We start from the raw sequence: 12,700 nt of genomic DNA on the forward strand, positions 1-12,700 counted from the left end.
ATGATCCCCGGCCCTCGCAACCTGATCACCGACGTGCCCGGCCTCAAGGTCGGCAATGCCGAGGACGAAGCGCTGAAATCTGGCGCGACCGTCCTGACGGCGGATCGGCCTTTCATGGCCTCGGTCCATGTGATGGGCGGCGCGCCGGGGACGCGCGAAACTGATCTGCTCGCTCCGGACAAATCGGTGGCGCGCGTAGACGCATTGGTTCTGTCGGGCGGTTCTGCCTATGGCCTGGATGCCTGTTCGGGCGTCTCGGATGCCCTGCGGGCCCAGGGGCGCGGTTTTCGCGTTGGTGATGCGGTGATCCCGATCGTACCCGGCGCAATCATCTTTGACTTGCTGAATGGCGGACAAAAGGACTGGACCGAAAACCCCTATCGCGCCCTTGGTCAGGCCGCATACCACGTCGCCGGAGAAGACTTCTCGCTAGGCACCGCTGGGGCCGGAACCGGAGCGCTGACGGCAATGCTGAAAGGGGGGCTCGGCTCCGCCTCACTGGTCTTGCCCGATGGCACAACGGTAGGGGCGCTGGTCGCGGCCAACCCTATGGGCAGCGTCACGACACCCGGCGAGCGGCACTTCTGGGCTGCGCCGTTCGAGATAGACGGCGAGTATGGCGGACTTGGGCCTGACACCAACGTGGGCCTCGGTCGTCAGTTGGAAAGCCGCAAGGTCCAGGCCATGCGCAGCCGCACCGAAGAGCGCGCCAATACCACAATTGCCATCGTCGCAACCGATGCCGACCTGAGCAAGGCGCAGTGCCAGCGCATGGCCATCGCGGCGCATGACGGTATCGCGCGGGCCACGGTCCCCGCCCATTCCCCCGGCGACGGCGATCTGGTGTTCTCGCTCTCGACCGGCGACCGCCCGATGAGCGCCCCCGAACGCGACCTTACCCTGATAGGCCACGCGGCGGCGGTGTGCCTGTCGCGGGCGATTGCCCGCGCCATCTATCTGGCACGTCCCGGAGCCGGAGATCTGCTGCCGTGCTGGCATTCGGGGCAAACCGGGTAAAAGCCCCGTGATCAGGTGCGACACAGTGCCTGAATGATACATTCGGACAGTTGACTCGCGGCACGACTGACGTCTCTCTTGGCGCAACCGAAATCCATGGAGATCACATCATGAACCGCATCGTTGCCACCGTTGTCGCCTGTGTCCTTGCCGTGCCCGCCCTGGCCGCCGGCGATGCCGAGAAAGGCGAAAAAGGGTTCAACAAATGCAAATCCTGCCACATGATCGAGACGCCCACCGGCGAAACCATCGTCAAAGGCGGCAAGACCGGCCCGAACCTGTACGGTGTAGTCGGCCGCGCCGCAGGCAGCGCCGAAGGTTTCAAATACGGCGATAGCCTGATGGCCGCCGGCGAGAAGGGCCTGGTCTGGGACGAAGAGACATTCGTGGCTTTCACCATGGATCCCGCCGGTTTCCTGAAGACCTATCTGGACGACACCGCCGCAAAGTCGAAGATGACGTTCAAGCTGAAGAAGGACAACGAAGACGTGTTTGCCTATCTTCAGAGTGTGGCAGCAGAATAAACCACATCTCGCCTTCCTACGTTCAAGGCCGCAGCACCTGACTGCGGCCTTTTATACGATTGAATATGGGCCGGAACACTCCCACTCTGGCAGGGCGGCAAATGGAAGAGATGCTCACATCGCTTCAGATGTCGTGAAACAACACACCCTTTCTTGGCCGGAGCGGCCCCCGCGCTGAGTACAAACGGGTTTCATGCACGCAGGAGTTTTCGACATGGGGATGGTATGGGTATCCTGATTCCGGCCTGGGTCGATGGCGCGCTGGTCCCGGTGGACAAGCTGGAGGCGCATGAAAAGGGACTGAAGCACAAGGCGGTATCCGTTTTTGCCGTGCGGGGCATGGATATCCTGATTCAGCGCCGTGCCATGGGCAAGTACCATACGCCCGGGCTATGGGCGAACACCTGTTGCACCCACCCGGATTGGGATGAAAGCGCATCCGCCTGCGCGGTACGGCGCCTGCGCGAAGAACTGGGGATAGAAGGACTGTACCCCGAGTACCGCCATCGGCTGGAATACCACGCGGATGTCGGCCACAACATGGTCGAGAATGAAGTCGTCGATGTCTTTCTCGCACATGTCAGGGGGCCGCTGGATGTCGACCCGAATCCAGACGAAGTGATGGAGATCCGCTGGATCGGGTATCACGATCTGCTGGCCGAGGTGAAACGCTATCCTGAAAGGTTCACGCCCTGGCTGAAGATCTACCTGCATCACCACGCGGATACGATTTTTGGCCCCGACCTGATCATCTCGGCCAAGGCCTAGAGTCAGGATCCGTTTTCAGCGTGAACTGGCAGGGTGTCGCCCGGCTGCGCATCGATGATACGCGCGTGGATCAGATCCTTGCGCAACGGTTTCGTCAAATAGTGATCCAGCCCCGCTGCCAGGATGCCATCTGAATCACCGGACATGGCATGCGCGGTCAGTGCAACGATTGGAACGTGGCGACCGGTTCCGGCTTCCTCCCGCCGGATTTCCATGGTCGCTTGTTTGCCGTCCATCTTGGGCATCGAGATGTCCATGAAGATCAGATCGGGGCGGAAGTCCCGCCAGATCTCCACCGCTTCCAATCCATTGTTGGCAAAGCGAAGCTCGATGTTGATAGATTTCAACATCTTGCTGAAAACCAACTGGTTCGTCCGATTGTCTTCGGCCGCCAGTACTCGCATTTTTCGTTGAACGCCGGGCGACTGCGGGCGGTCTGGGGCATCGTCTGGCCGATCTTCATCTTGCGCAAGCGATGGAACCTGCGGCCCAGCCTGAACGCCGTTCAAGAGGTTTGATAAACGCCGGAACAACTCGGCCCTGGGCAGCGGCTTTTGCAGTATCCCCTGAACATTGCATCGGCCCGGATGGTTCTGGGCCGAATTTGAGTTCGATGAAAGCAACAATACCGGTACCTCGGTCCAACCGCGGTTCCGAAGCTCTCGGGCCAGTTCCAGCCCGTCCATCGCTGGCATATCGTGATCGCTGAGCACCAGATCGACCTCGTCATCCATGCTCTGCAATGCTTCGGCCCCCGATGCGCAACACGTGATCCGGGCCGAGAGTTGCGCGAGTTGCTTGCTCAGTATCGCCCGGTTCACCGCCAAGTGATCGACAACAAGGACATGGCGCAATTGCCGGGGGAAATGCGGCAGAACGGGCTGCTGCTCGTCGCTCATCGGCAGAGTGACGCGGAACCCAAAGCACGACCCGCGCCCCTCTTCGCTTTCGACCCAGACGGTGCCCCCCATCAGCTGGATCAACCTGCGAGAAATGGCAAGGCCAAGCCCGGTGCCATCGAATTGTCGGTTGCGGTCATTCTCGACCTGATTGAATTCTCCAAAGATATGCCCAAGCTTCGATTTCGGTATGCCAATTCCGGTGTCTTCGATTGCGACATGGATCGCGCAGCGCCCCAAGACCGGATCCGGCACACCCGTGACGCGGATAACCACGTGCCCCTCGGCGGTGAACTTGATCGCGTTCCCGATCAGATTTGTCAGAACCTGGCGAACGCGTCCCGGATCGCCGACGAAGCGGGTGGGCAGAAACAGATCATAGTCGATGACCAGAGACAGCGCCTTGTTCTTGATCGTGGGCTGCATCAGCATGGTCACTTCGTGAATGCAGCGCTCCAGATCGAAGGGTTCGGGATGGAGCGTCATCTTGTCCGCCTCGATCTTGGAGTAGTCGAGAACGTCGTTGATGATCACCAGCAGCGCTTCGCCCGAGCTCTTGATCGTGTTGGCATAAAGTTTCTGCTCTTCGTCCAGCACCGTATCACACAGAAGATCCGCCATCCCGACGACCCCGTTCATCGGAGTCCGAATCTCGTGACTCATGTTTGCCAGAAACGCGGATTTAGCGCGGTTCGCGGCCTCGGCCTTTTCCCGAGCGGCGCGCAACTCGGCCTCGTACCGGACGGTCGATGTGATGTTCAGCGCAAGACTTACCACATCGCCCCCCAGGCCGCGCTGGTCCACCATCTTGACGTACTGGTCATTCCACAGCCGCAGCACGATCGGTTCCGGCGAGATTGAACTCCAGCGGTCCTGCATCATGCCTTGCCAATCCCGGCAGGACAGATCCCCGGTATCAATGATCCCCTCTTCGGCCATCAGTTGCAGAATGCGTTTGTAGGTAATGCCGGGCGCGACCTCCTCCAGACCATCGAACACGTTCAGATAAGCTGTATTCGCGCCGATCAACCGGCTTTCCGCATCGAAAAAGGCAAATCCATCCTCGATGGTCTGAATCGAATGCCACAACCGGCGCTCGGCTACCTCGATCTTGGCGTTGGCGACCGTCAGATCCGATTTGACCTTTTCGTTTTCGTCCCGGACGGTGGCCACTTCGGCCTGTTTCTCGCCGATCTGTTTGGTAAGGGCCAGCGCATGCCGGCCCAGCTTGCGATTGGCGGCCGACAATTCGGCCTGTTTCAGTTCCAACAATCTTTCGGCCGCCAGACGCGCGCGACGTTCCTCGGCAAGCTTGTTGACCAGGCTCATTCGTGACAATCCTCAACACAACCTGGGTGCCAACATCGAACAGATCCGTGAAAAAGGGCTTAAGGAAGGAAGGACGGGAATCCTTGCCAACCCGCACGCGCCCATGCGACCCTTGCCTCAAACAGGAGGTCGGAATGCGACGTTTTGGATTTTTCCTAATTCTTTCTTTTTCTGCGTTTTTATCTGATGCGGCGCCTGCTGTTGCACAACAGGCGATCCCGGATTTTCGCTATGTCGTGACCCGTGACATGGACTTCTTCGGCGAGGATCTGGATGCATTGTTTGACACCGACCTGCCATCCTGCGTGCGGGCATGCGACCTCAACCGGGCCTGTGGGGCCTTCACCTACAATGCCCGATCGAACGCGTGTTTTCCCAAGAAGGGCGTCAGCCAGCAGACACCGTATCAGGGCGCGATCTCGGCCCAGAAATGGCCGACACCACAAGTGGTCGTGGACAGGGCACAGGCGCGTTCCGCGGCGCTGGGCTTTCTCGGAACATCTGACCTGACCGCAGCCGCTGACCTCGCGCGCACACTCGGGCTGCGCCACCCGGCAGGCGGTTTGGAATTCGATCACGTGCTGGGTGCGATGCGCGCTGCCTCCACTCCGGCCGAAGCGATGGGCTGGGCCGGAGCGGCCGTGTCCCTGTCTGACCGCGCCGACCTCTGGGCCGAGTATGCGCGCCTCTTGCTGGCGATCCGCACCAATGACAGCGACGCCCAGCGCGACTACCGGCGCCGGGCGCTGCTCGCTTCGGCCAACGCCTATCTGCGCGCGGATCAACCCGGCACCGAGGTCAATGCACTCGACATCATGGCGCAGGTCCTCGAACGTTCCGACCGTGGCCGGGACATGGTGTCGGCATTGCGGCTCGCGTCAGAGATTCAACCGCGCCCGGACATCCTGGCGGCGCTCGAAACTGCCATCGCCAGATACGGCTTTCGGGTCGTCGAAAGCACGGTCGAGAGCGACAGCGCCCTGCCGCGCATCTGCGCGCAGTTCTCCGAATCGCTGGCCAAGGCCGGGGTGGATTATGAACCCTTCGTGCAATCCCCCGATGCCACTCTGGTGGTCCAGGCCGAAGGCAACCAGTTGTGCCTGGACGGGGTCGAGCATGGAAAACGGTACCGGGTGACGCTGCGCAAGGGGCTCCCCGCCGCGTCGGGCGAAACCCTGTGGAAGGATGTGACCCTCACCCATTATGTCCGCGACCGCAGCCCCACCGTGCGCTTTCCGGGCCGGTCCTATATCCTGCCCAAGGCGGCTGATGCCGCCATCCCCGTGGAAACGGTCAACACCACCGCGCTTGATCTCACCCTGCGGCGCGTCAGCGACCGCAACCTGCTACGCGCCGTGCAAGACGGGTATTTCGGCCGTCCGCTGTCCTATTGGGAGGATCAGAGTTTTGCCGCCGATATCGCGCAGGAGGTCTGGACCGGCACCGCTGTCGTCGCAACCGGTCTGAACCGCGACATGACCACGCGCCTGCCCCTGTCCGAAGCCATTGCAGGGCAACCGGCGGGTATCTATGCGCTAACCGCCCGGGTACCCGGCGCCGATCCCTATGACGATCCGGGGGCAACCCAATGGTTTGTCCTGTCCGATCTGGGCCTGTCCAGCGTGTCCGGCAACGATGGTCTGCAAGTCACCGTGCGCGGCCTGTCGGATGCTGCCGCCCGGGGCGGGGTCGACCTGACGCTGATCTCGCGCGCCAACGCGGTGCTGGGTACTGCCACGACGGATGACGAGGGCTATGCCCGCTTCGATCCCGGCCTGACCCGTGGAACTGGGTCCGCCGCGCCCGCCCTGATCCTCGCAGCCCTTGGTGACACCGATATCGGCTTTTTGTCCCTGACCGACCCGGCCTTTGACCTGTCCGACCGCGGCGTCGAGGGGCGCAACCCATCGGGCCCGGTGGATGTATTCCTGACCACCGACCGGGGCGCCTATCGCGCTGGTGAGACGATCAACGCAACCGTGCTCAGCCGCGACAGCACCACACGCGCAATCGAGGGCCTGCCGCTGACCGCGATCCTGAGCCGCCCCGATGGCGTGGAGTACGCGCGGCAGGTGTCGGACGGCGGCGTTGCCGGGGGCCATGTCTTTGCCCTGACAGTCGGCACAAGCGCGCCGCGCGGAACCTGGCGCCTGGAGATCAAGAGCGACCCCAAGGGTCCCGCATTGGCAAGCCAGAGCCTGTTGGTTGAAGATTTCCTGCCCGAACGCATCGACTTCTCCCTTTCGCTGCCCGATGCGCCGGTCTTTCCCGGCGATAGCCCACCGCTCACAATCGATGCGCGCTATCTCTTTGGCGCACCCGGCTCGGATCTGACAATAGACGGGCAGGTGCTGCTCGGCGCCTCCGAGGGTATCGAGGCCTGGCCCGGCTACCGCTTTGGCCGGCACGACGCCTTTGTCTCGACCCAAAGCAGCTATTTCGGAGGCGAGCGGACAGATGCCAGCGGACAGGCCCGGCTTGCAATCGAAATTCCATCTCTGGATGCCGAGGGCAAACCGCTGTCGGCCACCGTGATCGCGCGACTGGCCGATGGCTCTGCCCGCCCGGTCGAACGGCGGCTGACGGTGCCGGTGTCACCCGACACCTCCGTGATCGGCATCAAACCCCTGTTCGAGGACGTGGTGAGCGAAGGCACCGACGCCGCGTTTCAGGTGATTGGACTGACCCCCGGCCTGACACCGGAACCAATGCAGGTGAAATGGACCCTGAACCGGGTCGAGACCCGCTATCAATGGTACCAGCTCTACGGCAACTGGAACTGGGAGCCGATCACCCGCCGCACCCGCATCGCAACCGGCGAGGCGACATTGGGCGATGCCCCCCTGTCACTGTCGCAGCCGGTGGAATGGGGCGAATACGAACTGCTGGTGGAACGACTCGACGGCAGCTATGTCGCGGCCTCGGTGAATTTCTACGCCGGTTGGTACCAGGCTGCGGATGCCTCGGCCACGCCCGACCGGCTGGAAATGTCGCTGAATCGCGACAGCTATCGCCCGGGCGACACCGCCCGTCTGCGCCTTGTCGCGCGCGCCGCTGGAACCGCTCTGGTCTCCGTCTTGTCCGATCGTGTCATTTCGCGACAGGCCATAACGGTAGAGGCTGGCGAAACCGTCATCCCACTGACGGTCACGGCCGACTGGGGCACCGGCGCCTATGTGACCGTGACAGTGATCCGCCCGATGGACGTAGCAGCAGGACAGAACCCGGCCCGCGCGCTGGGTCTGGCCCATGCCAGGGTCGAACCGGTCGGCAAGGAACTGACCGTTTCCATCGACGCACCCGAAGTCGCCGAACCCCGCCGCACCCAGCCGGTGCGCGTCTTGGTAGAAGGCGCACAGCCGGGCGAAGAGGCATGGCTGACCCTTGCCGCCGTCGATCTGGGCATCCTGAACCTGACCGGATTTCAAAGTCCCGATCCACAAGGCTACTACTTCGGCCAGCGCCGTCTGGGGGTCGAATTGCGCGACATCTATGGTCGGCTGATCGACGGCATGAACGGCGCGCTTGGAACAGTACGTTCTGGGGGCGATGCGGACAACGGTCTCAGGATGCAATCGCCGCCGCCCACGCAAGAGCTGATGGCGACGTTCAGCGGACCCGTCAAGGTCGGCGCCGATGGCGCAGCCCAGATCGATATCCGCCTGCCCGCCTTTAACGGCACCGTGCGGCTTATGGCGGTGGCCTGGTCCCAAGGCGCCATCGGTCAGGCCGAGCGTGACATGATCGTGCGCGACCCGGTGGTTGTCACAGCAACCGTGCCGCGTTTCCTCGCCCCCGGCGACAGCAGCCGGATTCTGCTGGACGTGACACATGCGGACGGCCCGGCGGGAGAGATGGAACTGGCTCTCAAGACAGCGGGTGGGCTGGAGATCGACGCGCAGCCGGGGAGTTTCACCCTGGCCGACGGGGCAAAGCAGGTTTTCGAAATCCCGGTATCGGCCAGTGCAATCGGCGATCCGACAATCGACGTCAGCCTGGTCACCCCGGACGGGCGCGAACTGAGCCAGACACTGACACTGGCGGTGCGGTCCAACGACCCTGTGGTGGCGCAGACCCGCCGCTTTGCGTTGGGGGCTGGCGACAGTTTCCTGTTCTCGGGCGATGTCTTTTCCGGGCTGCGGCCCGGGTCTGCCCGGGCGATCCTCTCTGCCGGGCCTCTGGCGAAGTTCGATGCGCCCGGCCTGCTCAACCTGCTCGACCGCTACCCCTATGGCTGTACCGAGCAGGTGACCTCGCAGGCAATGCCGCTCTTGTATCTGAGCGCAGTAGCCGAGGCCGCAGGCCTGGGCCATCGCCCGCAGGTCACAGGCCGCATAGATGCCGCGATCCGGCGTATCCTAACCCGGCAGGCATCTAACGGCGCCTTTGGACTCTGGCGGGCGGAAAGCGGGGATTTCTGGCTTGATGCCTATGCCTCGGACTTCCTCAGCCGTGCCCGGGCAACGGGTCACACGGTCCCCGACCGCGCCTTTGCCATGGCGATGGACAACCTGCGCAACCGCATCAGCTATGCCCCAGATTTCGACGAGGGCGGCGAGGATATCGCCTATGCGCTGATGGTGCTGGCCCGTGAAGGGGCGGCGGCCATGGGCGACCTGCGCTACTATGCGGATGTAAAGGCGAGTGCCTTCACCACCCCGCTTGCAGCAGCACAGCTTGGCGCGGCGCTTGCGTACTATGGCGACCAGACCCGCGCCGATGCGATGTTCGCCCGTGCAGCAGCGATGGTGGCGGGCCAACGGGTCGAGGATGCCGTTTGGCGGGCGGACTATGGCACCAACCTGCGCGATGCCGCGGGCCTGCTTGCCCTTGCCGCCGAGGCGGGCAGCACGGTGGTGAACCGCGACGCGCTGCTGACCCGGATTGACGGACCGGCGGGCCAGATGTCCACGCAAGAGGCGGCATGGGCGCTGCTGGCCGCACAAGCGCTGGTCAAGGTCCCGGAACAATCGGGTCTGCGGGTCAATGGCGCACCGGTTGATGGGCCATTTGTTCAGGTTCTCGATGGCGGCAGCACCGATGTCCTGAACATCACTGCGTCTGACGCAAAGGCAACCGACATCACCCTGACCACCATCGGGGTACCCGAGGTTGCGCCACCGGCGGGCGGCATGGGCTATACCATTACCCGCGCCCTCTACACGATGGATGGTGCGCCGATAAACCGCGACACGTTCGCAGTAGGCGAACGCTTTGTCACGGTTCTGACCGTGTCGCCGCACGAGGCAACCGGTGGGCGCCTGATGGTCAACGATCCGCTTCCAGCGGGGTTCGAGATCGACAATCCGTCGCTGTTGCGCTCGGGCGATGTGCGCGCGCTCGACTGGTTGTCGATGGACGAGGCGGCGCATGCCGAGTTCCGCAGCGACCGCTTTCTCGCTGCTGTCGACAGTTTCGGCGCACGCCCGGTGACGCTGGCTTATGTCGCACGTGCCGTCAGCCCGGGCACGTTCCATCGCCCCGCCGCCTCGGTCGAGGACATGTACCGCCCGCAATTCAGAGCCAGGACCGAAACCGACCGCATAAAAGTGACGCAATGACCGACAAACGCGAAATTGCCGTCGCCCATTGGCGGCGGCTCGATTGCGAAGGGTCCGACCGCTGCACTCTGTGGCAGGCGGCGCAGGGCAGGATGCTGCTGGGCCATGCCCATTGGCGCTGCGAGGATGTGGATACGGAACTTAGCTACGATATCCGCTGCGGTTCCGACGGGCATAGCCTTTCGGCGGACGTGGCGGGCGAACAGGCGGGGCGCCGGATAGAGCTGCGCCTTCTCCGTTCGGCACATGGATGGTTGCTGAACGATGTGATGCAACCGGGCACCTCCGACTGCGCCGATCTGGACCTGAGCTTTACACCCGCCACCAATCTGCTGCCGCTGCAGCGCCTTGGACCTGCCCGGGGCAGCGAAATGCAAGTCCCCGCTGCTTGGCTCAAACCCGATCTCGGCAGCATTGCCCGGCTCGATCAGGTCTATACCCGGCTGGACGCGTCCCGGGTGCACTATGCCTCACCCGGCTTCAGCGCCAAACTGGAGGTGCACGCGAGCGGCTTTGTCACCGGCTATCCGGGGCTTTGGCATGGTTGGGTCGATGGCGCCTAGACCGCACATATGGCTCGCGGCCTGCGCTGTCCTCCTGTGGGGTGGCGCCATGGCGCGGGACCGCCTCGATACATGGATCGACGCGACCGTGTTGCCGCCGGTGCTTGCCGAAACAGGCGTCGAGATACGCGACCGGGACGGCAAGCCGCTTCGGGTCTATCAGGTCGGAAACGGCATCTGGCGGCTGGATCCCGGCCCGGTCGATCCCGGGTTTGTCGCCATGCTGCTCCGATACGAAGACAAGCGTTTCTACGGCCATCCCGGCGTCGATCCCCTGGCGATGCTGCGCGCGACCGCACAGGCCCTGCGGCACGGGCAGACGGTCTCGGGCGGCTCGACCCTCACCATGCAGGTCGCGCGCCTGATCGAAGACGGGCCAACGGGCCGCTGGGCCGGAAAGCTGCGGCAGATCCGCGTCGCCCTGGCTCTGGAACGGCGATTGCCGAAAGAGCAGATATTGTCGCTCTATCTCCAGCACGCCCCCTACGGAGGCAATCTGGAAGGGGTGCGCGCAGCCGCGCTGGCGTGGTTCAGCAAGGAACCGCGTCGGCTGACCACGGCACAATCGGCCCTGCTGGTGGCGCTGCCCCAGGCGCCAGAGGCCCGCCGACCCGACCGCAACATGGATGCAGCGAGAATGGCGCGGGATCGCATCCTGCACCGGTTGGCAGACCAGGGCATCCTTTCCACCGCAGATGTCCGGGCGGCCCTGTCCGAACCTTTGCCAACGGCGCTGCACGGGTTCCCGCAACTGGCCCCACACCTGGCCGACCGGATGCGCGCGGGCGATCCCACAGCGCGGCAGTTCGACACCACGCTCGACGCAGACATTCAGCGCAAGATGGAAGCTCTGTTGGCCGAGGCCGCCCGCAAGGCCGGCGGCCGGATGTCGGCGGCGCTGGTGGCCGCCGATCACCAGACCGGCGAAATCCTCGCCTCGGTCGGCTCCGCAGCCTATGAACCCGCGCGGCAGGGCTTTGTCGACATGACCCGGGCGCTGCGCTCACCGGGCTCAACGCTGAAACCCTTTGTCTATGGGCTGGCCTTCGATCAGGGGCTGGCACATCCCGAAACCCTGATCCAGGACAGCCCGGTCATGTTCGGCCGCTATGCCCCACGCAACTTCGACGGCCAGTTTCGCGGCGAGGTTCGGGTGCGCGAGGCACTGCAACTGTCGCTGAATATCCCCGTGGTGCGACTGACCGAGGCATTGGGGCCTGCCCGTCTGATGGCCGCACTGACACGCGGCGGCGCTTCTGCGCGGCTGCCATCGGGCAGCCCCGGACTTGCCGTTGCCTTGGGGGGGGTCGGGATATCCCTGAACGATCTCGTACAGCTTTACGGCGGTCTGGCGCAGGGCGGCCAGGGGCCGCTGCTGTGGTACGACCGGACACAGCCGCGCACAACGAGCGGGCGCATCATGTCGGATGTGGCTGCCTGGCAGGTGGGCAACATCCTGGCCGGGCTGACCCCGCCGCCGGGCGCGCGAAAGGGCATCCTGGCATACAAGACCGGCACGTCCTACGGGCACAGGGATACATGGGCCATCGGCTACGACGGGAGGCATGTCATCGGTGTCTGGCTGGGCCGCCCCGACGGCACACCGGTACCCGGCGCATTCGGCGGCGACGTCGCCGCCCCGGTCCTGTTCGAGGCGTTTGGACGGCTGAAACCGGATTTCTCTCCGCTGCCCCCACCCCCGCACGCAACCTTGCTGCTGGGATCGGCGGAACTGCCACAGCCGTTGCAACGGTTTCGGCCGCGCAACGCCGCGTTCGACGAGATCCCAAACGCGCCGCAACTGCTGTTTCCACCCGACGGCGCGGCCCTTTATGCCGAAGACGGTGAAATCACGTTGAAGCTGCGTGGGGGAGCAGCCCCATTCTCGGTCCTGGTTAACGGAGAGCCTGTCGTGACGAAATCGCCGCTCAGGGAAATCGCCATGCCGGTAACCGGTCGCGGTTTCACCACCTTGCTGGTCCTCGATGCCAAGGGGCAGGCGGACCGGGCTACCGTCACGCTGCGCTGACGGCCCCGAC

General features: G+C 63.8%; 7 protein-coding genes. 6 read left to right on the forward strand and 1 reads right to left on the reverse strand.

Annotated elements, in window-relative coordinates; genetic code table 11:
• From OE747_RS04220 to OE747_RS04230, 3 genes are all read left to right on the forward strand, one after another.
• The gene (locus OE747_RS04220; RefSeq protein ID WP_263827353.1) at positions 1–1,017 is read left to right on the forward strand and encodes a P1 family peptidase; all 1,017 of its coding nucleotides are present in this window, start codon (positions 1–3) and stop codon (positions 1,015–1,017) included.
• 110 nt (positions 1,018–1,127) lie between these two features.
• Positions 1,128–1,541 carry a c-type cytochrome gene (locus OE747_RS04225; RefSeq protein WP_263827354.1) on the forward strand — a complete coding sequence of 138 codons (414 nt, stop codon included), beginning with the start codon at positions 1,128–1,130 and terminating at the stop codon, positions 1,539–1,541.
• Positions 1,542–1,766: 225 nt separating this feature from the next.
• On the forward strand, positions 1,767–2,309 hold the full coding sequence (locus OE747_RS04230) for an isopentenyl-diphosphate Delta-isomerase (protein ID WP_263827355.1): 543 nt from the start codon (positions 1,767–1,769) through the stop codon (positions 2,307–2,309).
• A 2-nt stretch (positions 2,310–2,311) separates the two neighbouring features.
• On the opposite strand, the gene OE747_RS04235 is transcribed toward OE747_RS04230, so the two are convergent.
• Positions 2,312–4,537 (reverse strand): response regulator, encoded by a 2,226-nt coding sequence (locus OE747_RS04235; RefSeq protein WP_263827356.1) that lies wholly within the window; start codon positions 4,535–4,537, stop codon positions 2,312–2,314.
• Positions 4,538–4,671: 134 nt separating this feature from the next.
• On the opposite strand from OE747_RS04235, the gene OE747_RS04240 reads away from it, so the two are divergent.
• The 3 genes from OE747_RS04240 to pbpC are packed head-to-tail and all read left to right on the forward strand — an operon-like array spanning position 4,672 to position 12,690.
• A complete protein-coding gene (locus tag OE747_RS04240; RefSeq protein WP_263827357.1) occupies positions 4,672–10,098 on the forward strand; it encodes an alpha-2-macroglobulin family protein in 5,427 nt (1,808 codons plus the stop codon).
• Positions 10,095–10,661: a putative glycolipid-binding domain-containing protein gene (locus tag OE747_RS04245; RefSeq protein WP_263827358.1), complete on the forward strand. Its 567-nt coding sequence runs from the start codon at positions 10,095–10,097 to the stop codon at positions 10,659–10,661. The genes OE747_RS04240 and OE747_RS04245 overlap by 4 nt, the downstream gene beginning before the upstream one ends.
• A 49-nt stretch (positions 10,662–10,710) precedes the next feature.
• Positions 10,711–12,690 carry a penicillin-binding protein 1C gene (pbpC, locus tag OE747_RS04250; protein WP_263827359.1) on the forward strand — a complete coding sequence of 660 codons (1,980 nt, stop codon included), beginning with the start codon at positions 10,711–10,713 and terminating at the stop codon, positions 12,688–12,690.
• Positions 12,691–12,700 lie beyond the last annotated feature (10 nt).

The sequence above is a fragment of the Ruegeria aquimaris genome, assembly GCF_025751555.1.
Lineage (GTDB): Bacteria > Pseudomonadota > Alphaproteobacteria > Rhodobacterales > Rhodobacteraceae > Ruegeria_B > Ruegeria_B aquimaris.

Excerpts from the sequence above, each read along its gene's own strand:
- OE747_RS04220 (WP_263827353.1), top strand. The coding sequence starts at position 1 with ATGATCCCCGGCCCTCGCAACCTGATCACCGACGTGCCCGGCCTCAAG.
- OE747_RS04225 (WP_263827354.1), top strand. The coding sequence starts at position 1,128 with ATGAACCGCATCGTTGCCACCGTTGTCGCCTGTGTCCTTGCCGTGCCC.
- OE747_RS04230 (WP_263827355.1), top strand. The coding sequence starts at position 1,767 with ATGGGTATCCTGATTCCGGCCTGGGTCGATGGCGCGCTGGTCCCGGTG.
- OE747_RS04235 (WP_263827356.1), bottom strand. The coding sequence starts at position 4,537 with ATGAGCCTGGTCAACAAGCTTGCCGAGGAACGTCGCGCGCGTCTGGCG.
- OE747_RS04240 (WP_263827357.1), top strand. The coding sequence starts at position 4,672 with ATGCGACGTTTTGGATTTTTCCTAATTCTTTCTTTTTCTGCGTTTTTA.
- OE747_RS04245 (WP_263827358.1), top strand. The coding sequence starts at position 10,095 with ATGACCGACAAACGCGAAATTGCCGTCGCCCATTGGCGGCGGCTCGAT.
- pbpC (WP_263827359.1), top strand. The coding sequence starts at position 10,711 with ATGGCGCGGGACCGCCTCGATACATGGATCGACGCGACCGTGTTGCCG.